The sequence below is a fragment of the Pseudomonadota bacterium genome (assembly GCA_039714795.1).
In the GTDB taxonomy this organism is placed as follows: domain Bacteria; phylum Pseudomonadota; class Alphaproteobacteria; order JAGOMX01; family JAGOMX01; genus JBDLIP01.
Genome location: JBDLIP010000013.1, coordinates 1 through 22,842 on the forward strand (window position 1 = coordinate 1; position 22,842 = coordinate 22,842).

General features: G+C 43.9%; 28 protein-coding genes and 1 pseudogene. 19 read left to right on the forward strand and 10 right to left on the reverse strand.

Annotated elements, in window-relative coordinates; all coding sequences use genetic code 11:
* The first annotated feature begins 315 nt into the window (after positions 1–315).
* The 3 genes from ABFQ95_02020 to ABFQ95_02030 all read left to right on the forward strand — a co-directional run bounded on the left by ABFQ95_02020 (position 316) and on the right by ABFQ95_02030 (position 1,852).
* Positions 316–621, forward strand: coding sequence for a septum formation initiator family protein (locus ABFQ95_02020; GenBank protein MEN8236316.1), 306 nt, complete (start codon positions 316–318; stop codon positions 619–621).
* Positions 618–1,151, forward strand: coding sequence for a haloacid dehalogenase-like hydrolase (locus ABFQ95_02025; protein ID MEN8236317.1), 534 nt, complete (start codon positions 618–620; stop codon positions 1,149–1,151). Before ABFQ95_02020 ends, ABFQ95_02025 begins: the two co-directional genes overlap by 4 nt.
* Positions 1,152–1,387: 236 nt before the next feature.
* On the forward strand, positions 1,388–1,852 hold the full coding sequence (locus tag ABFQ95_02030; protein MEN8236318.1) for a hypothetical protein: 465 nt from the start codon (positions 1,388–1,390) through the stop codon (positions 1,850–1,852).
* Positions 1,853–1,917: 65 nt separating this feature from the next.
* Here the strand turns inward: ABFQ95_02030 and ABFQ95_02035 are convergent, their stop codons facing one another.
* The 3 genes from ABFQ95_02035 to ABFQ95_02045 form a co-directional block, all read right to left on the reverse strand.
* Positions 1,918–2,889, reverse strand: a complete 972-nt coding sequence (locus tag ABFQ95_02035; GenBank protein ID MEN8236319.1) for a tyrosine recombinase XerC — start codon at positions 2,887–2,889, stop codon at positions 1,918–1,920.
* Entirely contained in the window at positions 2,874–3,551 is a 678-nt protein-coding gene (gene fsa, locus ABFQ95_02040; GenBank protein MEN8236320.1) for a fructose-6-phosphate aldolase, read from the reverse strand. The genes ABFQ95_02035 and fsa overlap by 16 nt, the downstream gene beginning before the upstream one ends.
* A gap of 229 nt (positions 3,552–3,780) precedes the next feature.
* A complete protein-coding gene (locus ABFQ95_02045) occupies positions 3,781–4,464 on the reverse strand; it encodes a hypothetical protein (GenBank protein MEN8236321.1) in 684 nt (227 codons plus the stop codon).
* Between the two features lie 241 nt (positions 4,465–4,705).
* On the opposite strand from ABFQ95_02045, the gene ABFQ95_02050 reads away from it, so the two are divergent.
* From ABFQ95_02050 to ABFQ95_02090, 9 genes and pseudogenes are all read left to right on the forward strand, one after another.
* Positions 4,706–4,900, forward strand: a complete 195-nt coding sequence (locus tag ABFQ95_02050; protein MEN8236322.1) for a hypothetical protein — start codon at positions 4,706–4,708, stop codon at positions 4,898–4,900.
* Positions 4,901–5,359: 459 nt separating this feature from the next.
* Positions 5,360–5,698 (forward strand): hypothetical protein, encoded by a 339-nt coding sequence (locus tag ABFQ95_02055; GenBank protein MEN8236323.1) that lies wholly within the window; start codon positions 5,360–5,362, stop codon positions 5,696–5,698.
* Between the two features lie 151 nt (positions 5,699–5,849).
* Positions 5,850–6,278, forward strand: a complete 429-nt coding sequence (locus tag ABFQ95_02060; GenBank protein ID MEN8236324.1) for a host attachment protein — start codon at positions 5,850–5,852, stop codon at positions 6,276–6,278.
* Between the two features lie 90 nt (positions 6,279–6,368).
* A complete protein-coding gene (gene rimM / locus ABFQ95_02065; protein ID MEN8236325.1) occupies positions 6,369–6,911 on the forward strand; it encodes a ribosome maturation factor RimM in 543 nt (180 codons plus the stop codon).
* Positions 6,908–7,672, forward strand: coding sequence for a tRNA (guanosine(37)-N1)-methyltransferase TrmD (trmD, locus tag ABFQ95_02070; GenBank protein ID MEN8236326.1), 765 nt, complete (start codon positions 6,908–6,910; stop codon positions 7,670–7,672). The genes rimM and trmD overlap by 4 nt, the downstream gene beginning before the upstream one ends.
* A gap of 57 nt (positions 7,673–7,729) precedes the next feature.
* Complete coding sequence (rplS, locus tag ABFQ95_02075; protein ID MEN8236327.1) at positions 7,730–8,227, forward strand: 50S ribosomal protein L19; 498 nt, start codon at positions 7,730–7,732, stop codon at positions 8,225–8,227.
* Between the two features lie 47 nt (positions 8,228–8,274).
* Positions 8,275–9,267, forward strand: a complete 993-nt coding sequence (pdhA, locus tag ABFQ95_02080; protein ID MEN8236328.1) for a pyruvate dehydrogenase (acetyl-transferring) E1 component subunit alpha — start codon at positions 8,275–8,277, stop codon at positions 9,265–9,267.
* 35 nt (positions 9,268–9,302) lie between these two features.
* Positions 9,303–10,274 (forward strand): annotated as a pseudogene (locus ABFQ95_02085) (pyruvate dehydrogenase complex E1 component subunit beta).
* A gap of 9 nt (positions 10,275–10,283) precedes the next feature.
* A complete protein-coding gene (locus ABFQ95_02090; protein MEN8236329.1) occupies positions 10,284–11,585 on the forward strand; it encodes a pyruvate dehydrogenase complex dihydrolipoamide acetyltransferase in 1,302 nt (433 codons plus the stop codon).
* 23 nt (positions 11,586–11,608) lie between these two features.
* Here ABFQ95_02090 and ABFQ95_02095 read toward each other — a convergent pair whose 3' ends face one another.
* Entirely contained in the window at positions 11,609–11,899 is a 291-nt protein-coding gene (locus tag ABFQ95_02095; GenBank protein MEN8236330.1) for a hypothetical protein, read from the reverse strand.
* On the opposite strand from ABFQ95_02095, the gene ABFQ95_02100 reads away from it, so the two are divergent.
* Both ABFQ95_02100 and ABFQ95_02105 read left to right on the forward strand, forming a co-directional pair.
* Positions 11,890–12,864 (forward strand): ABC transporter substrate-binding protein, encoded by a 975-nt coding sequence (locus ABFQ95_02100; protein MEN8236331.1) that lies wholly within the window; start codon positions 11,890–11,892, stop codon positions 12,862–12,864. The genes ABFQ95_02095 and ABFQ95_02100 overlap by 10 nt on opposite strands.
* The gene (locus ABFQ95_02105; GenBank protein MEN8236332.1) at positions 12,864–14,141 is read left to right on the forward strand and encodes a cation:dicarboxylase symporter family transporter; all 1,278 of its coding nucleotides are present in this window, start codon (positions 12,864–12,866) and stop codon (positions 14,139–14,141) included. Before ABFQ95_02100 ends, ABFQ95_02105 begins: the two co-directional genes overlap by 1 nt.
* A gap of 348 nt (positions 14,142–14,489) precedes the next feature.
* Here the strand turns inward: ABFQ95_02105 and ABFQ95_02110 are convergent, their stop codons facing one another.
* The 5 genes from ABFQ95_02110 to ABFQ95_02130 form a co-directional block, all read right to left on the reverse strand.
* Entirely contained in the window at positions 14,490–14,759 is a 270-nt protein-coding gene (locus tag ABFQ95_02110; protein ID MEN8236333.1) for a hypothetical protein, read from the reverse strand.
* A gap of 67 nt (positions 14,760–14,826) precedes the next feature.
* Positions 14,827–14,994: a hypothetical protein gene (locus ABFQ95_02115; protein ID MEN8236334.1), complete on the reverse strand. Its 168-nt coding sequence runs from the start codon at positions 14,992–14,994 to the stop codon at positions 14,827–14,829.
* A 582-nt stretch (positions 14,995–15,576) separates the two neighbouring features.
* Entirely contained in the window at positions 15,577–15,969 is a 393-nt protein-coding gene (locus ABFQ95_02120; GenBank protein ID MEN8236335.1) for a type II toxin-antitoxin system MqsA family antitoxin, read from the reverse strand.
* A gap of 2 nt (positions 15,970–15,971) precedes the next feature.
* A complete protein-coding gene (locus tag ABFQ95_02125; GenBank protein MEN8236336.1) occupies positions 15,972–16,274 on the reverse strand; it encodes a type II toxin-antitoxin system MqsR family toxin in 303 nt (100 codons plus the stop codon).
* Positions 16,275–16,699: 425 nt separating this feature from the next.
* The gene (locus ABFQ95_02130; protein ID MEN8236337.1) at positions 16,700–18,178 is read right to left on the reverse strand and encodes a DASS family sodium-coupled anion symporter; all 1,479 of its coding nucleotides are present in this window, start codon (positions 18,176–18,178) and stop codon (positions 16,700–16,702) included.
* Between the two features lie 177 nt (positions 18,179–18,355).
* Between ABFQ95_02130 and ABFQ95_02135 the strand changes: the two genes are divergently transcribed.
* From ABFQ95_02135 to ABFQ95_02150, 4 genes are all read left to right on the forward strand, one after another.
* Positions 18,356–19,105 (forward strand): hypothetical protein, encoded by a 750-nt coding sequence (locus ABFQ95_02135; protein MEN8236338.1) that lies wholly within the window; start codon positions 18,356–18,358, stop codon positions 19,103–19,105.
* Positions 19,106–19,158: 53 nt separating this feature from the next.
* Positions 19,159–19,824, forward strand: a complete 666-nt coding sequence (tsaB, locus tag ABFQ95_02140) for a tRNA (adenosine(37)-N6)-threonylcarbamoyltransferase complex dimerization subunit type 1 TsaB (protein ID MEN8236339.1) — start codon at positions 19,159–19,161, stop codon at positions 19,822–19,824.
* Positions 19,825–19,848: 24 nt separating this feature from the next.
* Positions 19,849–20,301 carry a ribosomal protein S18-alanine N-acetyltransferase gene (gene rimI / locus ABFQ95_02145; protein MEN8236340.1) on the forward strand — a complete coding sequence of 151 codons (453 nt, stop codon included), beginning with the start codon at positions 19,849–19,851 and terminating at the stop codon, positions 20,299–20,301.
* Between the two features lie 197 nt (positions 20,302–20,498).
* Positions 20,499–20,933 (forward strand): MucR family transcriptional regulator, encoded by a 435-nt coding sequence (locus ABFQ95_02150; protein ID MEN8236341.1) that lies wholly within the window; start codon positions 20,499–20,501, stop codon positions 20,931–20,933.
* 181 nt (positions 20,934–21,114) lie between these two features.
* On the opposite strand, the gene ABFQ95_02155 is transcribed toward ABFQ95_02150, so the two are convergent.
* Positions 21,115–21,966, reverse strand: coding sequence for a hypothetical protein (locus tag ABFQ95_02155; protein MEN8236342.1), 852 nt, complete (start codon positions 21,964–21,966; stop codon positions 21,115–21,117).
* Positions 21,967–22,256: 290 nt separating this feature from the next.
* On the opposite strand from ABFQ95_02155, the gene ABFQ95_02160 reads away from it, so the two are divergent.
* Positions 22,257–22,685, forward strand: a complete 429-nt coding sequence (locus ABFQ95_02160) for a hypothetical protein (protein MEN8236343.1) — start codon at positions 22,257–22,259, stop codon at positions 22,683–22,685.
* Positions 22,686–22,842: the final 157 nt, after the last annotated feature.

Genomic DNA, 22,842 nt, shown 5'->3' on the forward strand with positions numbered 1-22,842 from the left:
TTGTAGCTGTTCCAGAAGGTAGCTGTGCAGATGAACAATATGTTCGTGAATTTGAAACTTTTACATCTGACCTTAACGCGTTAACTCAATGGTTAAAAGTAGCGCAGCCCCGCACAAGCGTGGCAGACATCAGGAACTAACTTAAAGTATTCTGTAGCCTCGGAACGTCGCCCCGGTCGGGATGACGGACGTGTTGGTTTTACTGAACGGCCTTGAATGCCACAAAATGCCCCTTTCGTGCATTAAAAATCTGTGCTAGACTACCGCCCAAGTTTAACCAGGCAAACCCAAGGATAAAAGAGGAGGGGTTCTGTTATGCGATTTTCGTGGGCTTCGATTTTAGCTCCAACATTTATGCTCTCCGTTGTGGGATATTTTGCATACCATATGGTTGTCGGTAATCATGGGCTGAAGGCGTGGTCAGCTGTTGAGCAACAACTTGAAACTTCAAAGATTCAATTGGCAAGACTGCAAGCACAACAAGAAAAACTTGCGCACAAAGTAGCGCTGTTACGCCCGGATTCGCTGTGTCCGGATCTTCTGGAAGAACAGGCACGAAAAATTCTAGGGGTTGCGAGTCCAAATGAAATTGTAGTGTTGCGCCCTGAAGATGTGAGATGAGCCAGCAGGCTTTTCCTTTAGTTGTAGATCTTGACGGAACACTTATCAGAAATGATGTGACCTTTGAGTCGATGCGCTTATTTACCCAAGGCAAACCATGGCGCTTTTTAGCTATTGCTTGGTGGTTTTTAAGAGGCAGGGCGTATTTAAAACAAGAACTTGCCAAACGAGTGACGCTTGATTTTGCCGAACTGCCTTATCGTAGAGATTTGCTTAGATACCTGAGACGTGAGCATGAGCAAGGGCGTTTGCTGGCTTTGGCCACTGCGGCTGATCAACGCTATGCTTTAGGGGTTGCAAAATACTTAGGCATTTTTGCTGAAGTCTATGCCAGTGATGGCAAAACCAACTTAAAATCTCATGCAAAGGCCCGGGTGTTGGTACGGCGCTTCGGCGTGAAAAAGTTTGCGTATGCGGGAAATTCCACCGCAGATTTAGCTGTGTGGGAAAAATCGGCGCAGGCCATACCAGTTGGGGTATCGGAGCGAGTACAACGGCGGTTAAAGAAGCTGGATGTTATTGTAGAATAAAGGCAACTATTCAGTCCAACGGCCGGGGTGGTGGGCTGAGGATATGCTTTGCTAGGTTCATATCATGTCCAGGCCACACCACACCTGGCGGTGGTGTGAGCTGAATAGTTACGAATAAAGATTCAATTCATACTAACTGTCATTATTAACTTACTTTTAACTATTAATTGATATTCTGATAAAGTAGTCGTAATACTATATTGTTTAAACCAAAGTAATATATAGGGAGATTTGAAATGAAGAGTATTTTAAAATTGATGGCTGTAAGCCTTACTGTTGTGGGGGTAGTAGCTAGTTTAGCTCAGCCCGTAAGTGCTGGTCCCGGTGATAAAATCGCGGGAGCGCTGAGTCAAGGTAAAGCTAAGATTCAAGATTTATCTGATAGCTTATGTGGTACATCTCAAAATTTAATGAGCATTTTCATACTACTGGGGGCTACTCCCTCAGATAAGTGTGCAACAAAGTACAATTACAATCCGGAGATAGAAAAGTATGAGAAAGGTAAAACCGTAAAGGTAGAAAGTCCAGCTGCTCACCTAAAGCGTCAGGCTATGAAGTCTGGCATGACTGGGGGTGCCTTTAGAAAGGTATTGCGCCCTGTTTGTAAGGCTGCACCAAATGCTCCAGAGGGAATTTCGTCTCGATTAGATCAGTTTTTGGCAGTTTGTACTGCATTAGCAGAACGCGATGCTAAGAAGTAATTTCTGCTTCCTTTAAATTTATGTATGATTGGGAATGGCCCCTCAATTCTGGGGGCCATTTTTTCTCACCTTCTTCGCGGATGTGCCTTTGCATATACCTTATGTAATGTCGACGTTTCCACCTGAGTATATCGCTGGGTTGACGACAACGACGCGTGTCCTAAGAGTTCTTGAATGGTCCTTAGATCACCTCCGGCTTCAAGTAAGTGTGTGGCAAAACTATGGCGCAAGCTATGCGGGGTGATGCCGTCCGGCAGACCTAGACTTTGCCGCAAAAGTTGCACTTGACGCCTGGCCACCGGAGCTTGCAGGCGTTTACCTCTCAACCCAACAAACAGTGGGGATTCTGGTGCGGCAGCGTAGGGGCGCAAATCCAGGTATTCGGTGAGTCGCTGTCGCACAATGGGCAGTACTGGAACTAGCCTTTGTTTATTGCGTTTTCCGGTGATAGTCATTTGTGCGCTTTCAGGCTTATCCGCCACATTAAGCTCAAGCGCTTCACTGATGCGCAGGCCGCAGCCATAAAGTAATGTAAACAGCGCTGCATCTCTAGCTTGCACCCACGCGGGCGCTTCAAAAAGATCTTGGGTTTCAATTAATTGCTTGGCTCTGGGGGCATCAATGGGACGGGGTAGTGGTTTTGGCAAGCGGCCCGTATTTAAAGTGTGGATGTAGTTATTGGAAAGCCCGTGGCGTTCTTCAATAAACCGGAAAAAATTACGCAATACAGAGATGCATCTGGCATTAGAGCTTGGGTTGAGACCTTGCTGTAAGCGCGCTGCTAAAAAAGCACGAAAATCTCTTGAGTGTAAAGCAGCCAGGTTTGCCAGGGAAGGCACTTCGCCCAAGTGTTGTTGCATGAATTTGGCAAAAGACTTGAGGTCTTCTAGGTAACTAAACACTGTGTGTTTGGAGTAGTTTTTTTCAACGCTAAGCCAGTTGATCCAGTCGTCAATGGGTTGTTGCAGGTCAGTTGCTAGATGGGGTCTGAGCTGAGCTAGTGCGGTTTCAATGTATTGGTCTAGGGGCTGGGACATGCTTCCTCCCCCAATTCCAACCCACTCTCACGCCAGTCGCTTAAAAATTTCTCAAGTCCAATATCAGTCAGCGGGTGCCTATACAGTTGCTCAAGCACTTTGGCAGGCAGGGTCACAACATCAGCGCCAAATCGGGCCGCATCTACCACGTGAATAGGGTGGCGCACCGAAGCTGCTAGAATAGCTGTGGTGATTTCCGGATACTGATCATATATCTCACGAATGGTGTGGACCAGCTCTAGTCCATCTTGGCCGATATCATCCAAGCGCCCAATGAAAGGTGAGATAAAAGTGGCGCCAGCCTTGGCTGCCAGCAGCGCTTGGGCAGGTGAAAAGCACAAAGTTACGTTGACCATAATATGGTCTTGGCGTAGCCTGTGACAGGCTTTTAAACCATCCATGGTCAGAGGAACCTTAATAGCAATGGTATCGCTGAGCCCTGCTAGATGATAGGCTTGCTTGAGCATGGCATTATAGTCTGTTGCTGTTACCTCAACGCTGATAGGCCCGGAAATGAGGCTGCAAATTTCTTTTACGATGTCTGCAACTGGACGTCCTGCTTTGGCCATCAGGGATGGATTGGTGGTGACACCATCAATAAGCCCAGTGCTTGCAAAAGTTCGGATTTCATCTAAGTTAGCGGTGTCGAGAAAAAATTTCATGGTTGTCTTGCCTTTCGTTTGCTGTTTCTTTGGTTGTAGGCAATTGTGGTGTGTGTGTCTATACTCTTGTGAAATCAAAACCTCTAGTTTAATGATAGCTACCAGCTTGCAGTTTACTTGGGTAAATGAGCACTTCGAGCGTATCAGGAAACAGAGGTTTTGATTTCACTTCAGTATAGTAACTTAAATTTGACCTGAGTTTTGACAAGTGAGCCGTATGCCCAGACATCTATGCAACCTTTTGTTGTCGCGTATATTGTATGATGTTCTCCTGAAGGCCAGCCTTGATGACCTCGGCCACAAAAGAGGCTTTCTTTGTTTTGGACATTTTGGAAAGGTCGTCAGATTTCTTGATGATATTTTCCAAGCTTGGAATGATGCTGTTGACCGATAATGCCGCGCCTGTGGTCATGATAAAATTTGGAAATCGTAATATCGTAGATGCTAAGAGAACGCCAGGGACGGCCGAGGAGCTGAGCCCATTATCGATGAGTAGTTCTTGTTGGTTGGTGAAAATATTACGCACGATGACGCCGCTATGGCGTGTCGTACGTTCTACAGCCAAAAAGGCGTACTCAGCTTGTTGGAGAACGGTGAGGAGTTGTTTTGTGTCTGGGTTAAGGGAATTTCCTTTTGCTTTAGCAAATCGGTTAATGGAGTTTTTTCCATTAACAAAGTGGTAGAACATACAGTAGTCGGCTAGGACACTGAGTTCTTCTTCTGAATTGAAATAGAGTGTTTTTTCGTGCAGCAATCCTAATTTTTTTCCGCAAGCTTGAAAGGCATTGCCAGCCAAAAAATCTTTCATTTCACCACCTAAAAGCTCATTGGTGAGTTCGCGCATGTGGTTATATTCCTTTAATAGGGTCGTAGAGCTCTTGATTCGTTTTGTGGTTGAGAACGCTGAAAACATTGAGATCCTCTTTTTTCGTGTACTTGTAACGCATGAATCTACCACGTTTTAAACAGTTTGTTAACTCTACCTTAAACTCTGCTTGGCATAGTTATATTGAAGCTGAATCAAACTGTTGGTTTTCTGATACGCTCAAAGTGCTCATTTACTCAAGTAAACTGCAAGCTGGTAGCTATCATTAAACTCAACATTTTGATTCAGCACGGGTATAGAATGCATCACTGGTTAAAAAGAGACTTTCATGACTAAGAAACGGATCCTCAAACTTTTACTCATCTTGCTCTTTTTAGGGATTGCAGGATCCATGATTTGGATCCACCAAGGCGCTGTGTTGTCAGGGATTTTAACCGATTACGGTATTGAGCCGTATGAGGTTGATTCAGAGTGCGATGTTGAAAACCCCACAAAACGCCATACCACAACCTTTGGGCAGTAGCTGAGTGCAGTAGTTGAGTTTGGCAAAAATGCCACACATGTACCAGTGGATCAATGGCGACTTATCCTTTGCCATCCTTGGTTTTGATAGTTTTTTCTCCAGGAATTTCCGGAAATCAATGCAGCTAAAATTTTAATAAAAATTAATCTGCATTTTTGCCAGTTAATTGCAATTTTAATCAAATTAATGATAGCTTGCGGGAGTTTTAACAAGGCCTCTTGCTTGAGGGGCGATATTTGTTTTGTGAGGTATTATGAAGAAAGCATTTTTACTACACCCAATACTTTCAGGAATACCAATAATTATTCTCAACATCCTTGCTCGAGTTCTCCGCTTACGCCAATGAAATTAGATTTTAAAACCCCTCTTCAAATTGTTTCTCAATAATATTTTGACCGCAATTAACTCATAATTAACAAATCTGTAATAAAATTAAAGTATTAAGAGAGGTGATTGATAGTGAAAGATTTTTTATACATTTTTGTAATCTTGTTGTTGTTTGTTTTGATCCTCTTCGTTGCTTATAGTGATTGGGGCGATGGAGGCCGTAATGGAATCGTAGTTGAGGATGCAAGTGCAAAGGATCGCTTTAGTACCAAGCGCTTTCCTGAAACATCTGGCTCTGGCTTAAAGTCACTTTTGCCGCAAGAGCTACCCGCTTTTGAAGGATTACCGCAGCGAGCGATTGATCCGGGTCAGAAAAATTATCAAAGGCAGCAAAAGTTTGTAAAAGAGCGTACTTTAGAACAGCAAAAAAGATCGGATGAGCGTGCTCGAAAAGAAAATCGCGTCCCTTAAATAAATGGAAGGTATAACCGTGCTGAATCAAAATGTTGAATTCTATGGCAGTGAAAAGCGCGCAGTTTACTTGGGTAAAAGAGCACTTTGAGTGCACCAGAAAATCAACAGTTTGATTCAGCTTCAGTATAATGAACGAAAGGAGGATTTTATGTCTAAATTGTGGGTGTTAGTGGCGGATGCCTCTCAGGCGATTTTATATGCCAGGAATGGGTATAAACTTTTAGAACAAGTTGGTGAAACTTTTGAGCCTGAAGGTACGCCCATCGATAAAGCGATGGGCAAACCGGGGCGTATGCGCGAAGCAGCCCCAATTTCTGGACATGTTTATGGCCATAAGTCTGACTTGCGTGAACATGAAAAACGGGTGTTTGCTCGTGAAATTGCACGTAAGTTGAAAGATTGTTGTGACCAATTCGATGAGCTCATTGTAATCGCTGCACCACTGGTGCTTGGAGAATTACGCAAAAATCTAGATACCAACGTGCAAAGCAAGGTAGCGCGTGAGGTTGACAAAGATATGACCAAAATTCAACCCGCACAAATTGCTGACTTTTTGTTTTCGTTGCCAGCTGGGTAAGGGGGGCTCTAGACTTTTTATTCCAGAGTGCTTATATCTTGGGTACACGACACAATTCACAATTCACAATTTATGATATAGGCCATCCTTATGCCACAAGACAATCTCCTTTGTATCGCTGTCATCACCGGAGCACACGGTGTGCACGGGAATTTGCGGGTAAGAACCTTTAGCCAAGATCCTCTTACCATTGATAAGTACAAAATGGTAAGCACAGAATCCGGAGTACTGCACAAAGTCAAAAATGTACGTGTGCACAAGGGCGATGACATCATCGTGAAATTTGAAGAAGTGACCAATCGCACCATGGCTGAAGCCATGAAGGGCATGAAGCTGTACATTCAACGTAGTGATTTGCCAAAACTCGAAGAGGAAGAATTTTATCATGCAGATTTAATTGGGCTTCAGGCGCAAACTCTTGAGGGTAAACCCTTGGGAACTGTTGCTGCCATTTATAACTTTGGTGCTGGGGATTTATTGGAAATTGCCTTAGATCAGCAGTCCAGCCCGTTGATCCTTCCCTTTACCAAGGTGTGCGTGCCTGAAATTCATATTGACAAAGGCTTGGTGGTTGTAGATATCAGTCAGATTTTGTCTAATGACGAGTTGACTCAGATTGAGAAGGTTGCATGAGCGCTACGCCTTGGAAGGCCCAGATTATCACTTTGTTTCCGGAGATGTTTCCAGGACCCCTTGGTGCCTCCATTATCGGGCGTGCCCTTGAAAAGGATGTGTGGTCGCTGGAAACCTTTGCACTACGTGATTTTGCTACCGATAAGCACCGCACAGTTGATCAACCGCCCTTTGGTGGCGGGGCAGGAATGGTGATGCGCCCAGATGTATTGGATGCTGCATTGGTTGAGCTGCACAAGGGCAAATCAGCGCCGGATGCCTTGATTTACTTTTCACCTCGTGGCAAACCCTTACAGCAGGTCCATGTAAAACAATTGGCAAAGGCAAAAAAAGTTGCTATGGTATGTACAAGATTCGAGGGAGTCGACCAACGTATTCTTGAGGAGTGGGATTTTGAAGAGGTCAGTCTTGGGGATTTTGTGTTGGCCGGAGCAGAAATTGCAGCTATGGCTTTGATTGAAGCCTGCGTTCGGTTGTTGCCTGGGGTGATGAGCACCCCGGACTCTTTGGTGGAGGAAAGTTTTTCCTCTGGCGTGATGCGCGGATTGTTGGAATATCCACATTATACGCGGCCGCGAATCTGGAAGGGACGTGAGGTACCAGAGGTTTTGCTTTCTGGTGATCATGCCAAAATTAGGAATTGGCGGCTTGAGCAAGCCAAGACCATAACAAAGCTTCGCCGGCCTGATCTGTGGCAAAGGTACCAAGATCAGTTGCAACAGATTAAGCGAAGCAATGGTGATGGTAGAAGTAAAGGATAAGGTAGACCCTTGATGGGTGGACACCGAGTATAAGTGTGAAGATAAGGAAGTTCTGTGATGAATATTATTCAACGCCTTGAAGACAACCAAATTCAGCAGTTGACTGCGAAGAATCCGATTCCGGAGTTTGATCCCGGTGATACGATCAAGGTATGGGTAAAAGTGATTGAGGGAGAGCGCAAGCGGACTCAGGCCTTTGAGGGTGTGTGTATTTCCCGTAAGCATTCCGGCGTCAATTCTGCCTTTACCGTTCGAAAGATTTCGTACGGGGAAGGGGTGGAGCGTTTGTTTCCATTGTATTCTCCCAATATCCGTGTTGAGGTGGTGCGTCGTGGTCTTGTGCGCCGGGCGAAGCTTTACTATTTGCGAGATCGCCGTGGTAAGAGTGCCCGTATTGCTGAGCGTACTGATTATGGTAGGCAGGGAGCCGGCACACGGAAAGTGGAACAGTCTGCTAAAGCAATCGTTGCATCTAAAGTTGTTGCTGCGACGACCGCGGAAGCCAATCCCGCAGCCGACCCAGACTCCTCCCCAGAATCCTCAAAGAGTGAATAAGCTCGAGAGATCGGACAGTTCAATCTGTGACCCGCTCTTCAACTTTCATGCCCAAGTTTGAGCCGCTGGCCCCCTCGAGAGTGCCTGTAGATGGGCTACTAAAATATTACCAAGATATGCTGTTGATTCGCCGCTTTGAAGAAAAAGCGGGTCAAATGTATGGTATGGGAAAAATTGCTGGATTTTGCCACCTATATATTGGCCAGGAGGCTGTAGTGATTGGGGTTCAGTCAGCTTTGCAGCCAAAAGACACCGTGATTACTGCCTACCGTGACCATGGTCACATGTTGGCTTGTGGAATGGATCCCGGAGGTGTAATGGCGGAACTAATGGGTCGCATTGATGGATATTCCAAGGGCAAGGGTGGCTCCATGCATATGTTTTCTCGGGAAAAAAATTTCTTGGGCGGTCATGGTATTGTTGGCGCGAATGTTCCCATTGGAACAGGTCTCGCCTTTTCCCACAAATATCAAGACAATGGAGCGATTTCAGTTACCTACTATGGCGATGGGACGTCTAACCAGGGGCAGGTGTTTGAGTCGTTCAATATGGCTGGTTTGTGGAAGTTACCGGTTTTGTACATTCTTGAAAATAATCAATATGCTATGGGGACATCTGTTGAACGAGCTGCGGCAAATTCAGAAATGCTCTACCGTCGCGGCGAACCCTTTGGTATTCCGGGCGTTGTGGTCGATGGCATGGATATACTTGCCGTGCACGCCGCAGCGCAAATGGCTGTTGAGCACGTACGTAGTGGCAAGGGACCAATGATTTTGGAGATGAAAACCTATCGGTATCGAGGACATTCTATGTCTGATCCAGCGCAATATCGGACCAAAGAAGAAGTCGAAGAAGTCAAACGCGAATCTGATCCCATTGAGCACCTCAAGCACATTTTGAATGAGCAGGGGGTGACTGAAGATGCTTTGAAAGCCGTTGATAAGCAAGTGAAAGCCTCTGTTAAGGCCGCCGTCGAATTTTCAGAAAACAGCCTGGAACCTGGCCCGGAAGAACTGTTTACCGATGTTTTGGTTGAGTAAAACGAGGAGCAATCTTTAAAATGGCCGAGATGATCACAGTACGTCAAGCGCTTAGAGACGCTATGGCCGAAGAGATGCGCCAGGATGAAACGGTGTTTTTGATGGGTGAAGAGGTTGCCGAGTATCAGGGCGCCTACAAAGTAAGCCAGGGCTTGTTGGGCGAATTTGGTCCCCGCCGTGTGGTGGACACTCCCATTACCGAACATGGATTTGCCGGACTTGGAGTCGGGGCGGCTTTTGGCGGCCTTAAGCCCATCGTTGAGTTTATGACCTTTAACTTTTCCATGCAGGCCATCGATCAAATTATCAATTCAGCAGCTAAGACATTGTACATGTCTGGCGGTCAGATGGGCTGCCCGATTGTGTTTCGAGGTCCCAATGGGGCTGCGATGCGGGTTGCAGCCCAGCATTCACAAGATTTTTCCAGTTGGTATGCTCATTGTCCTGGTCTTAAGGTCATTGCCCCTTATGACGCTAAGGATGCTAAAGGTTTGCTCAAAGCCGCCATTCGAGATCCCAATCCTGTTGTTTTCTTGGAAAATGAAATGCTGTATGGCCAAGAGTTTCAAGCACCGCCCGTTGATGAGGTGATTGAAATCGGTAAAGCACGTATTGTGCGAGAGGGGACAGATGTCACCCTGGTCAGTTTTTCGCTTATGGTTGGAAAATGCCTTGAAGCAGCCGAACAATTGCAACGCGAGGGGGTTGATGCAGAAGTTATTGATCTGCGCACTCTACGTCCCTTAGATCAAGATACTGTCTTACAATCGGTTGCCAAAACGCACAGAATTGTTTCGGTAGAAGAGGGGTGGCCCTTTGCCGGAATTGGCGCCGAAATTTCAGCAATAATGATGGAGCGCGCCTTTGACGAATTAGATGCCCCGCTGTTGCGGGTGACAGGGGCGGATGTGCCGATGCCCTATGCAGCAGGCCTTGTGGACTTGACATTGCCTCAGGTCCCGGCCATTGTACGGGCTGTTAAACAAGTGTGTTACAGAGATCACTAGGAAACTTTCATGCCTGTCAAGATTTTAATGCCAGCTTTGTCCCCCACCATGACTGAAGGTAATTTAGTCAAATGGCTTAAGAAAGAAGGTGACGAGGTTGAGTCAGGACAAGTGCTCGCTGAAATTGAAACCGATAAAGCAACCATGGAAGTGGAAGCTGTTGATGAGGGCAAGCTGGCTCGTATCATCGTTCCTGAGGGGACAGAAGCCGTTAAAGTTAATGCTGTGATCGGCATTATTTTGGAAGAGGGTGAGGATGAGAGTGCTTTGGAAGGGATGGATGTTGAATCCACCGCAACACCTGCACCAAAGGAAGCACCAGCAAAACCAACCTCTGCTTCTCCACAGGTTGCAACTGTTTCACCTACCGAAGCTCAAGTGTCAGGAGATCGCATAATAGCCAGCCCCTTGGCCAAACGTATTGCAACCCAAGCAGGTCTTGCTCTGGGGTCGATCCAAGGATCAGGTCCGCGTGGACGTATTGTCAAAGCCGATGTTGAAGCAGCCCTGCAAGCTGGGCCTGCTGCAAGACGCGCTGAAATACCACGAGATGAGTTTGGCATGCCATCTTTTGAGCGCGTTGAAGTAAGCAATATACGCAAGGTCATCGCTGGGCGACTAACTGAATCTAAGCAGACGGTGCCGCATTTTTACTTAACCATTGAATGTGAGATGGACAAGTTATTGGACCTGCGCCAGCAAATCAATGCGACTTTAGATGATGAGAAAGTTTCGGTCAACGATGTCCTTATTCGAGCTTGCGCCTTAGCTCTTCAGCAAGTACCTGAGGCCAATGCTGCATGGATGGGCGATCATGTGCGTCAATACAAGGCCCAGGATATTTCAGTGGCCGTTGCTGTTGATTATGGTCTAGTCACCCCAATTGTCAAAGATGCTGGCCAAAAGACCATTCTAGAGATTTCACGCGATGCTAAACAATTGATTGCTAAAGCGCGAGCAGGCAAACTAAAACCACAAGAATTCCAAGGTGGAACGTTTTCAATCTCCAACATGGGAATGTATGGACTGCAAGATTTTTCAGCCATCATCAATCCACCTCAGGCATGTATTCTAGCGGTGAGCGCTGCAAAGCAGAGCCCAGTTGTCATCGATGGTGATATTGGTATTGCAACCTTAATGAAGTGTACTTTGTCGGTTGATCACCGTGTGGTAGATGGTGCCATTGGCGCAGAGTTCTTGCAAGCGTTGAAGACGTTGATAGAAAATCCAGTTCAGATAGTTATCAGAAATCAGAAATCAGAAATCAGAGGTCAGAGGTCAGAGGTCAGAGGTCAGATGTCAGCGCATTAAGTTTTGGAGTTTATGTTTGCTGGTTAATTTTTGTTGACAGTTGCTATTTTCTCGTCGAAAATTTCTGACCTCTGACCTCTGACCTCTGACCTCTGACCTCTGACCTCTGACCTCTGACCTCTGACCTCTGACCTCTGACCTCTGACCTCTGACCTCTGACCTCTGATTTCTGATCCTAGCAATATATTAAAAATTATAGTAAAATCTTGAGAAAAGATCCCGGAGGCTATTGTCTTTGAGCAATTAAGATTTTGACACGCCAAAAGAGAAAGAACATCAAAAGATAGGGAGGGGGAATGATATAATGCCAGCAAGATGGCTCACCTGGATTTGCCTTTGTGTAGCATTTGCGTTGTGTGTACCTGCAAGTGGAAGTGTGGAAGTGACTTCACCTTTGCCGTTTTCAGGCGACATTCAGCTTGATGCAGAGCAAGCTACGTCATTGGACTGGCGGGCATCGAAGTCCGCTGAACTTCGGCTTATCCCTCCTAAAAATGCGCCTGACCTAACTTGTATTAAGAGCCGGGGGGTCTTGGTGATTGGCATGATTAATCGCGATATGCCTCCTTTCATTATGAGAGATAAAGATGGGAATTTAAGTGGTATCGATGTTGAGATTGCTCGCGAAATGGCGCGTGAGTTAGGGGTCAAAGTTGCATTTAACCGCAGTGCAAACACCTTTGACGATGTGGTAGAGATGGTGGCAAACCGGCAAGCGGATTTGGGAGTTTCCAAGATAAGTTTAACCTTACTTCGTGCTGAGAAGGTAAGGTTTACTAATCCCTATGTTCCCTTAAACAAGGCGATTCTTATCAATCGTTTAGCACTAGAGGAGGTAAGGACAAATCCTGAAGCGTCTCTTGAAGATCTGCTAAACCGTCCTTCAAGTCAAATTGGAGTCGAGGCGGGCAGTTCTTATGTGGAGTATGCCAAGCGAATTTTCCCCAAGGCCACTCTTGTTGAATTTGAATCGTGGGACCGGGATATTGCCCCTAAGGTGCTAAACGGCGAATTATTGGCAGGATTTCGTGATGAATGGGGGGTGCGGGAGACCATGTTTGCAGCCCCTCAATCCTATTTTGAAAATTTATCCATTGTTATCAAAGATGAGACGGATCCATTGATGATCATTACCCCATGGAATAGCTTGCAACTTTTAGCGTGGGTGAATCGGTTTTTGGAGATCAAGAAGATTAATTTTTCAACTGATGATCTCATGAAAAGATATCAGGAAATAAAAACAACTGAGAAACCAAAAAATAGTAAGGGGTTGAAGTGATGTATGCTACATCAATAGCAGTTGGGATCTTAAAAAACCCTCTGACCCTTTTTATGAGTATGGGCTTGGGGTTGCTGATTGGTATCTACTTTCCAACATTTTCTGCAGAAGCTGGTCCTTATGGTGATATTTATATCAATTTGCTGTTGCTTTGTGTTTTGCCCATTATTGTGACATCTGTGACATTGAGTCTTATGGAGCTCTTAGATTTAGGGTCAGGGAAACTGATTCGAAGAATTATAGGATTATTGGCCTTATTAGCGGTTCTTTCCGTTGTAATTGGAGTGCTTATTGCTTGGATCACAGCACCGGGTGTGGGAATAGACCCCACAGCCAGCCCGACCTTGCGGGATGTTGCAGAGTCAGCTTCACGTGTCGAGAGAGGTTTGGCAGAGCCGATTGAGCCAAAAATTTCTAAAGGCATTCAAACATTCCTTTCGCAAGCCATTCCGGGTAACATTTTTACAGCACTTTCAAAGAATCAAATTTTTCAGGTGGTGGTTTTTTCTATTATTTTAGGAATTGCTTTAGCATTTGTGTCAGAACAAAACCGGCAAGCGGTCATCCCCATTTTTCGGGCGACCTTGAGCATTTTTCAGAAAATATTTAATGCCATTGCTGTTACTTTGCCCCTTGCTGTTCTCTTGTTGATGGCTCGGGATGCAACCTTGATTGGAGCCGATACATTGATTACCATGGCTGGATTTGTCTGGAAATATTATCTGGCTGTTTTGCTTTTGTTTGTCCTCAGTCACGCTGTTATCGTGAGTCGCACAGGTTTGGGCTTGGTACGGGCTTTTTCGTTACTTAAGTTGCCGATTTTTATCACCATCTCAACCCGTAGTAGCACCGCTGCTATTCCCGCCTCTATTGAAGCCTTAAGTAAGGGATTTCGATTCAATAGTAAGATTACCAACATTTTAGTTCCTCTGGGAACTTTTATGGGACGCTTTGGTTATGTCTTGTATTTTGGGTTTGCAACGGTTTTTGTTACACAACTTTACGGCGTGCATATGGATGCCGTGGATTATATATTTTTAGGAATTCTCTCGATTTTTGCAGGCATCTCGACTTCGGGGCTTGCAGGTGATTTAGCATTGGTAATGTTTTCCGTAACCCTTGAGCCGCTAGGATTGCCTTTTGGTGCTATGATTGTTCTGTTTCGAGCCATTGATCCGGTGATTCAGCCATTTCGTACCCTAGGTGTTGTACATACAAACTGTGCCCTGGTAAGTCTTATTTCTGAAAGACCACCGAAGCCTTCTCCTGAACGCTGATTTTCCGAACGTGCGACTGAAAGTCGCACGAATTGGAAAATCTTTGCGATCTATTGAGCGTCATTCCGGACTTTATCCGGGATACTGAAGTGAAATCAAAACCTCTGTTTCCTGATACGATCGAAGTGCTCATTTACCCAAGTAAACTGCGCGCTTCTCGCTATCATTAAACTAGAGGTTTTGATTTCACGAGAGTATAGTATCCAATTATTTCAAAAGACTTTGAAGAAAAATAATGGGATCCCAAGTCGTAAGCTTTTAGAAGCTAATCCTTTTCAAGGCTTAGTTCTAAAAGCAACGTTTGGGATGACGACCCGTAGGCAGAAAGACCTCTTCTGCGTTGATATCTTAAGTTTCTTTGTTCAAAGGTGGCATAGGCAGTTGAGGGTGCACGTGCGATCCTATAGGATGCAGTATGCCAAAGTCTTCAGAGATCACAACCCAGGAGGGGCCAGACTCTTCCAAGGCTGGTTCAAACTTTCCCAACACAAACACCAATTTGCCTTCCAGCAAACAACTTGCGGCGTATTCCACCAATGATTGATTTTCGACAGCAACACGGTATTTAAAAAAATGTTTACTGCCAGCTATGGGAATGAGCAGAGTAAATGTAGCCAATCGTTCATTCTTGCCCTTAAAGGCAACATTAACGTCTGCCTCAAGCCGGCCAATAAGATAGAGGTGGTTACAAAAGTAGTATCTTCTCCATATCTCCGGGTAAATCTGAATTTTCAGATTCTAATCCGTTGATTTTTGGTGATAATTTTTCTTCAACAGAGCCATTTACCCGGGAATTTGGAGAAGATACCAAAAGTACATAAGTAGTTTCTCCTTTTTCTAAGAGCTGTTGCACAAACCACAACCGATCAAGGAGGTAAGAAACTGGGGGGGCACTATACCATTGTAATAACTTTTACTAGGCAGCCCCCCCGGGGTTCCCACAAACCTTAAGCCAGTAAACAGTTACGACAGGCACCATGCTCCAAAAGATCTACGCAAAAGTCGACCTTTAGCCACAAATCCGCAGCCGCCAACACAAACATGTGTTGGCAAAGCGGAGCAAAAGCACTACATTGTCATTACCATTGGCTGGATCAGTGTAGATCCGGCAGTGGTAGCGTCGCGTGGGATTCGAAGACCCGCGCGCCGCGTCTAATCGTCCTATGGCTAGACACACCACAAATCAACAGCAAAAACAGAAAAAAGCCAATTTATTTTGATTTTGTTACAAAGCTATTGAAATAAAAGGATTTTTTAAGAGAAAATTAGTCCTTATGCAAAACGAGTGGGTAATTGTAAATCAGCATGCAAAATTGCACCACTAAATAACCTGAGTTTTGGATAAGGGAAGAATTTGCTTATACCCATGGGCCGTCATCCCGGCCTCCATTTTTCCCCAGCTCGCCAAGCGGCGGGGAATTCAACCCTAGGGAGATTAAAGGAAATCCTGAATTTCTTCTGGATGCCTTTTAAACATTCTCAACAAGTTACTAACAGCAAGGCTAGGCCTTACTTCTCCACGCTCATACCGACTAAACGCATTCTTGCCGCCACCAAATACTCGAGAAGCTTCTTGTTGTTTTAAATGCAGAATATTTTTACGGATGTGGCGAATTTCTTCAGGGTTTATCAGTTTATCTATTTTAGCCTTGAATTCTTCAAAAGCAAGTTCTGTTGCTGCGATATCTTCTCCAGTTAACACTGCCTCATCACAGTTATCACACCATGCGCCTGGCTGCTCAAGAACAATAGAAGCTCCTCTATAATTGAAGGTTTGTAACTTGGTACCCTTGTGTAAAGTACCTTTACTACATGTATGACATTTCATTTTCACTTCTCCTTAAAAGAAATTAAAAGATGTCCATCCTCATGCATTTGAAATTTGATGTATAGGTCAAACCCCTTATGGCTCGTGTTATAGACATCTTGCCAAACTTTGTGGTTTGCGTAGGTTGTCATGGATTTCACAAAGTCATTCCTCTGTATCTGTTGAATGGCATCGACAATATCTCGCCTTGTAAAACCCAGTGCACGCGCACCATGAAGAGCACTATTGGTTAACCGAAGACCTTCTATATTAGCAAAAACTAATTTGATGGCTTCCAGGTCATATGTTCTGATTCGCTTCTCCATATTTACAAAATACCCTTTAAGGGGAATTCTTTCAAGTGTTTTTTTGTAACCACGTTAGCAGCAACAGTCTTCATGGGTTTTACAATTTGGGGTTCTAACCTCAAACCCTCGTTTTTTCCGAAATAATATAGATCAAGTTTAAAGCAGAATTACCCACGATGTCTATTCCATAACTTACTACAGGACAAAAAAACTCTTAATAGGCCTCAATCCCAATAAAACCGGGAATTTGAATTAAATTTTCTTACTACAGGACAAAAAATCATGATGAATCTTGTCCAAATCTTTGATTTGGAAACAAGATGCAGTCACTTTAAATGATAGCTGCCAGCTTGCAGTTTACAAGTGTAAATGAGCACTCGAGCATATCAGGAAACAGAGGTTTTGATTTCACTTCGGTATAGTTCAGGATGACGGTTTGCAGGTTACCATAACCCAATGATTTTCCACCAGAGGCCACCTACAACGGCCCAAATTGCCAGATTGAACAAGCTCAAAAGACCACCTACTCTCCACCATTCCTTCATGTTGACATAACCGGAGCCAAAGAAGACTGGGGCTGACCCCGTACCATAATGGGTGATGCCGCCACAAAGGTTGGAAAGAATCGCAAACATCAGAGCAACAAACAGGGGAGGAGCTCCCAGACTGACAGACAGCACAACAACCCCAGAGTAAAGTGAGGTAATGTGTGCGGTCATGCTCGGGAACAGGTAGTGGATGTAGAAATAAGACAACGCTAGGATGGTTACGGCATAAAAGACATTGATGCCTACGACGAGTTGTTGCATATGTCCACTTAACCAGGTCATCATTCCAAATTCGCTTAGATGACTAGCCATCATCAGTAAGGTGCCAAGCCAGACGAAGGTGTCCCATGCGACGTTTTCATTGAGAACATCTTTCCATGTGAGCACACCTGAAAACAAAAGAATTACCAAGCCAAAGAGTGCAGCAGTGGTTGCCTGAATGCCAAATTGAGATCCAAAAACCCATAAAAACAGTAACAGGCTAAAGGTACCCAACATAATCATCTCATCCATGCGCATGGGGCCAATGTCTTTCAGTTTTTCTCGAGCCATTGCTGGTGCTTGGGGTGTTTTTTTAACCTCAGGGGGAAACAGTCGGAACATGATAAGGGGCAGGAGTATCAGGTTGAGCAATCCGGGGACTATGGTGGCAAGAGCCCACGTGCCCCATGTTATGGTGATGCCCACCTTTTCGGCCAAGGAGGCAATCAGCGGGTTAGAGGCCATGGATGTTAAAAACATCGCACTGGTGATTAGGTTGGCTTGAAAAGCCAATTTGATGAGAAAGGCGCCTATTTTTTTGCGAGAAGGTTGGTGCGGTCTGCTGTCATATCCACCAGTAAGGGAGTTGACAATAGGAAAAATGATGCCGCCTCCGCGTGCCGTGTTGCTGGGGATAAAAGGAGCAAGGATCAAGTCCGTCAGTATAAGCCCATAAGAGAGGCCAAGGGTGCTTTTTCCTATTATAGCAATGAATTGGTAGGCAACACGTGTTCCAAGGCCTGTCTTAATGAACCCTCGGGCAATCAGAAACGCAAAAATAATTAGCCAGAGGACATTAGATTTGAAGCTGATCAAAGATTGTTCAAGAGTTAATGTGTGCGTTCCTAGGCAAACCGAGATTGCCAGAAGCGTCAAAGCACCCATTGGCAGTATCTTGGCAATGATGGCTATAATTGTCGAGAGGAAGATGATGAAAAGGTGCCATGCTTTAGGGCTGAGTCCTGCTGGCACAGGTAACCACCAAAGGGCTGCTGCAAAGGAAATGACAGCCATGAAGGGAATCAGTTTCGCCCCTTGCCAATTATTTAGGAAGCTTTCCTTCAAATCAGTACTGGCAGAACCTGTTTGTTGAAGTCGTGTTTGCGAAGACATGGCGTGTGATGGTTACTCCAATAAAAGTGTTAATACAGTCAACTACGCTACCAGGAAAACAGCGTCGGATAAAGCAAATAATCTGCATTGTGAAATGTGTTTTAGATTGATGGTGAACCAGATTGTGTGCTATGTTGCAAACAATGTTAAACACTAAGCTGAAAGGGCTAAACAAAAATGTTTAACTATTATAATAGTTGCAGAATGATTTTATTCGTTGGTCTTTTGGGATTTGTAATGAGTTCAGCATACGCCTCGCTAAATTTGGGCCAAGTATTACAGGCGTATCCAGAAGCGGGACAGTTTAGGCCCTCCAAGGAAAACAGTTTCCATATGGGAAATGAGCCGCAGCTTGTAAAGATTGGTGAACATTTCTATCGAGTACGGTTTTTTATGTTCCAGGTACCAGAGTCAATGCAGGCAATGCACAACTTTTCTTTTGGGAAATGGGCACAAGCGCAAGGCTTATTAACCGCAAAAAGTCAGCTAGAAACAAGAAGGTTTGGTAAGTTTATCTATTTCAAGTCTTCAGAAGAGCTCGAATCGAAAGGGATTTTTTATGTACTCAGTTTAGGGCCTGTTGGGGATGCGCCTTTGGAGATTACATTGGCTGATGTATTGCAAAAATCTCCCCAAATTGCAGCATTTACTCCGTCCAATTACGTGTTTGGATCTCAAGATGTTAGGGTACGTAAAATTGTAGATCACAATTATGAATTACGTTATTTTGTTTATTGGATGGATCCAAAGAATCCTTTGAACACCTCTTTAAGTGAGCATCTTTTTAAGGAAGTGAGTGCCAAATTAGCAACAATGCAACCCAGAGATGTTAGTCGTGGTTATGGCGTTCTACAAGTTTTTTCTCAAACAGACGCAATGAAAAAACGTGGAATATATTTCACTTTAGTGTTAAGACGGATTTCGTGATACCACATCTGTCATCTGTCATTTTGCATTATTGCTATTTTTAAAGTTCCGTCATGAATATTCTTACTTTCGACACATCCTTTGACCATTGTTCCGTGGCGCTTGTGCCTCAGGAAGGTCAGATGGTGTGTGATATTGAACCACTGCAACGGGGGCATGCTGAAGCTTTGATTCCCAAAATTGAGAAGTTGTTACAACAGACGGGGATTTCATTTCAGGAAATTGGACTGATAGCAGTGGGAGCTGGGCCAGGATCCTTTACAGGCGTTCGAGTGGCAGTTGCGACAGCAAGAGGATTAGAGCTTGCTGCTAAGATTCCTGTTGTTGCTATAAACAGTTTTGCAGTTTTTTCATCTATGGCGTTACCTAAGATCAAAGAGGACGAGCAACTCTATGTGGTACTCGATGCGCGTCGCCGAGATTTATTTTATCAGGCATATGATGCACAAGGAGTTCCAGAATTTGAACCTCAGATGACGATGCCCCAGGACCTGTTGCAACTGATTTTAGAAAATCCCTCTAGGGTTATTGGAACGGGAGTGCGGCGCTTAGAGTTAGAGCAAGTGCAACATCCAACTGTTCTCCAGGAAATTGGCTATGACTGGCAGGAGTACTTAAAGGTTTTAGCGCATCAGGCTGAGGCAATTTTGCATCAGGGCCAAGGTAACCTTCCTTGCCAGCCATATTATTTGGCGCCACCAGGTATTACTCTCAATTGAAGGCACCTAAAGGTATATAGCACGATGAAGTTGGCTGTTGGCTTGTTTGCTTTAGATTCTATAAAAGAGGCGGTACAGATTCATCAGCAATGCTTGCCGATGCCGTGGTCGGAAGATGTTTTTCATGAAACGCTTAAAGACCCGACCCATATTGGTTTTAAGGGAATCGTTGACGATACTCTTGTTGGATTTATCATGGGGCGTAGGGTAGACCTAGAATCTGAAATACTCACGTTGGTGGTTCATAAAGATTGGCAAAAAAAGGGTATAGGCGCCAAATTATTAAATTTATTTTTGAACTATCTACAACATGAGGGGGTTTGTAGGGTATTGCTCGAGGTGCAGGCGAGCAACACCCCAGCACTTGAGTTGTATCGGGTATTTGGCTTTAAGAAGATTGGTGAGAGAGCAAACTATTATCCCGTTGCAGCAGGGTATTCTCGAACAGCAGATGTGCTGCAGAAAACTTTTTTCTAAAAAACTTTCATTTTTTTCAAAACAGGGGTTGCAACATTCCCTGAAATGTAGTTTATATTCTTAGTGAATACTTTTTCGTAAATATTAACCTAATAAGTGTTAAACCACTTGAATTTTTACGTAGGAATAGCTAAATAACATTTAGCGGATGATTAACTTTAAGAGAAAGGTGATACATGACTAACACACAGAATATTATGCAGTCTCAAGTGACAACTTCTGAGCTTTTGAGCTTGACAACCGAGATTGTTGCTTCATATGTTTCAAACAGTAACGTAGAAGCTGCTGATTTGCCAACTTTCGTTCAGAAGGTTTATGCAAGTCTTACGGATCTTGCAACGGGCAAGGCTTATTCAGCATCTCGTCCAGAGCCTGCTGTTTCCATCAAAAAGTCCATTGCAGAAGACTATATCATTTGTTTGGAAGATGGTAAGAAGCTGAAAATGTTGAAGCGTCACTTGAAGTCTGCTTACAACATGACGCCAGAGCAGTACCGTGAACGCTGGGGATTGGCACCTGATTATCCAATGGTAGCTCCAAGTTACGCGCGTCAGCGTAGTGAGCTTGCAAAGACTATTGGCCTTGGTACCAAGCGCCGTAAGGGTGGACGTGGTATGGAGAAAGCAGCTTAACTGCTCAGTCCAACTATTTATTTAGTTCCTACAAACAAGAACCCCAAGCTTTTTTTGGTTTGGGGTTTTTTTGTTGGAATGTAACCATTTAGTTCCTGCCGGTTCACTTATTTATAATTCGGCTGTTCCAATCCAGCTGTTGATGAGCTGGGAAACATGACGACAAATACCAACTCCACATTCAATTCTTTAGAATCAGCGTAAATCCTCCATCTGATTTAAAGTAGTCGTACTTTTTCTTTAATTGACTTTGGACTTGTTGCTCCCACTTTGTATCCTTTAAAATTATAGGTAAAAGTCGCATACCATGCACCCCTGCATTAATTGTGATTGTTCCACCTTTTTTGCAAAGATATTCCATGATTTTCCAAGCATTTGGGTTTAGAAAAACAAAGGTATTCACATTTTCATAGTGAATTCGGTCAAAACGCCCCTTTGGTAAATTTTCCATGATTCCATTTATATCTGTTGCAGAGGTTACCAAATCTGGTTCTGTGGTTTCATCGTAGTTGATTGTGTAATATTTATTTAATACAGGATCTAAGAGTTTCTCTTGAAAGTTGGATATAGCAAGATTTCGTGTTTCTTCAGTTAGAGGGCCTTTTACAGAACCGAAGGGATCAAATTTGTATTCTCCTTGTCTTAATTTTTCAAGATCATCTAAATAAGGTTGAATCATCGTTTTACCTCTGTTGTCCCGGTATTTCCCCTTTTTTTTTCCTCCACCGATCACTAATTCTTCCCCTTTGAAATCTTCTAGGCTTCGATTAATTTTAGGGGTATAGGTTGTATTTTGGTCCTTGATGGCAAGTTCAATTTGCCACTTTTCGCTTTTTGTTACTGGGCCGATATCGTTCAATTGCTTTAAAAAATCATTTCCCTGAATGAGTTTTGCAAATTCCTCCGCAGAGGGCACGGAACTTATTTGCGCAGGTTGCTCAGTGCTCATGAGCGCTCCGCTATTCATGCATTCCGCAAAGGAAAAAATCAAAGCTCCAATTAAAATTTTATTTAATAATGTTTTGTTGGTCATGATAAAATACTCCTTATTAATATGGTTTTTATATAAATAAATTATGTGGTTACCTTTATTATTTATTATATTATATTGTTGTTTAACATATCGTTAATATTGTATTATATAAAATTTGTTCAACAACAAGCAAAATTCTAGAAAAGGCCGTTTTCACAAAAAGATGCATATTACCAGATTTTTCTGGTATGGCCATAGATGTGACAGAACCAGAAATCCAGATGTTGATTTAAGACTTCAGTCGTTTTAGAATAGGGTCACAAAAATCGGAATTTTATAGGCATTAAGAGGTGTTTGAAGTGCAATTTTCCCTTCGAAAACTCATTAAGTTGGTTGTTTTCCTTTCCTTTTTTCTTGACTATGTCCCTTCTTTTGGATCAGACCCCGTTGAGTTAGAAATTTATGACAGGGGGCTTCCTGCTGGAACTACTTTTGCGCTCAATGCGTCTTATGGCGATGGAAAGGAATCTGAGGAATTTTCTGATATTTTTCCTAAATCTTCAACAGAACCACAACCGATATTAAGAAGTATAAGTTCTAGAAATATTAAAGAAATACAAATGACGTTAACTTTTGTTGATTTCACTAAAACTGCACTATACAAGTCGTTTGTTCCCAAGTTAAGCGTTCTTCTGTCTTTAAAAATAAATCTGTACCCAACAAACATTGAACCAATTCCTGAATACTCTCTACCGCAAGTATGGGGTGATGGCCTGTAGAGCTAGTAACTTGAGGATGCCGAACTTGTGCAAATGTGTCAAGTTTTTCAAATCGACGTGTAGGAGCAATTTGATAATGTCCGGTTAAGCAATTTAGAAATGTCCGGTTTTACCGTTTTCTTATCCAGCACAATGGGTACGTTGTTTCATCACAGAC

Excerpts from the sequence above, each read along its gene's own strand:
- ABFQ95_02020 (MEN8236316.1), top strand. The coding sequence starts at position 316 with ATGCGATTTTCGTGGGCTTCGATTTTAGCTCCAACATTTATGCTCTCC.
- ABFQ95_02025 (MEN8236317.1), top strand. The coding sequence starts at position 618 with ATGAGCCAGCAGGCTTTTCCTTTAGTTGTAGATCTTGACGGAACACTT.
- ABFQ95_02030 (MEN8236318.1), top strand. The coding sequence starts at position 1,388 with ATGAAGAGTATTTTAAAATTGATGGCTGTAAGCCTTACTGTTGTGGGG.
- ABFQ95_02035 (MEN8236319.1), bottom strand. The coding sequence starts at position 2,889 with ATGTCCCAGCCCCTAGACCAATACATTGAAACCGCACTAGCTCAGCTC.
- fsa (MEN8236320.1), bottom strand. The coding sequence starts at position 3,551 with ATGAAATTTTTTCTCGACACCGCTAACTTAGATGAAATCCGAACTTTT.
- ABFQ95_02045 (MEN8236321.1), bottom strand. The coding sequence starts at position 4,464 with ATGTTTTCAGCGTTCTCAACCACAAAACGAATCAAGAGCTCTACGACC.
- ABFQ95_02050 (MEN8236322.1), top strand. The coding sequence starts at position 4,706 with ATGACTAAGAAACGGATCCTCAAACTTTTACTCATCTTGCTCTTTTTA.
- ABFQ95_02060 (MEN8236324.1), top strand. The coding sequence starts at position 5,850 with ATGTCTAAATTGTGGGTGTTAGTGGCGGATGCCTCTCAGGCGATTTTA.
- rimM (MEN8236325.1), top strand. The coding sequence starts at position 6,369 with ATGCCACAAGACAATCTCCTTTGTATCGCTGTCATCACCGGAGCACAC.
- trmD (MEN8236326.1), top strand. The coding sequence starts at position 6,908 with ATGAGCGCTACGCCTTGGAAGGCCCAGATTATCACTTTGTTTCCGGAG.
- rplS (MEN8236327.1), top strand. The coding sequence starts at position 7,730 with ATGAATATTATTCAACGCCTTGAAGACAACCAAATTCAGCAGTTGACT.
- pdhA (MEN8236328.1), top strand. The coding sequence starts at position 8,275 with ATGCCCAAGTTTGAGCCGCTGGCCCCCTCGAGAGTGCCTGTAGATGGG.
- ABFQ95_02090 (MEN8236329.1), top strand. The coding sequence starts at position 10,284 with ATGCCTGTCAAGATTTTAATGCCAGCTTTGTCCCCCACCATGACTGAA.
- ABFQ95_02100 (MEN8236331.1), top strand. The coding sequence starts at position 11,890 with ATGCCAGCAAGATGGCTCACCTGGATTTGCCTTTGTGTAGCATTTGCG.
- ABFQ95_02105 (MEN8236332.1), top strand. The coding sequence starts at position 12,864 with ATGTATGCTACATCAATAGCAGTTGGGATCTTAAAAAACCCTCTGACC.
- ABFQ95_02120 (MEN8236335.1), bottom strand. The coding sequence starts at position 15,969 with ATGAAATGTCATACATGTAGTAAAGGTACTTTACACAAGGGTACCAAG.
- ABFQ95_02125 (MEN8236336.1), bottom strand. The coding sequence starts at position 16,274 with ATGGAGAAGCGAATCAGAACATATGACCTGGAAGCCATCAAATTAGTT.
- ABFQ95_02130 (MEN8236337.1), bottom strand. The coding sequence starts at position 18,178 with ATGTCTTCGCAAACACGACTTCAACAAACAGGTTCTGCCAGTACTGAT.
- ABFQ95_02135 (MEN8236338.1), top strand. The coding sequence starts at position 18,356 with ATGTTTAACTATTATAATAGTTGCAGAATGATTTTATTCGTTGGTCTT.
- tsaB (MEN8236339.1), top strand. The coding sequence starts at position 19,159 with ATGAATATTCTTACTTTCGACACATCCTTTGACCATTGTTCCGTGGCG.
- rimI (MEN8236340.1), top strand. The coding sequence starts at position 19,849 with ATGAAGTTGGCTGTTGGCTTGTTTGCTTTAGATTCTATAAAAGAGGCG.
- ABFQ95_02150 (MEN8236341.1), top strand. The coding sequence starts at position 20,499 with ATGCAGTCTCAAGTGACAACTTCTGAGCTTTTGAGCTTGACAACCGAG.
- ABFQ95_02155 (MEN8236342.1), bottom strand. The coding sequence starts at position 21,966 with ATGACCAACAAAACATTATTAAATAAAATTTTAATTGGAGCTTTGATT.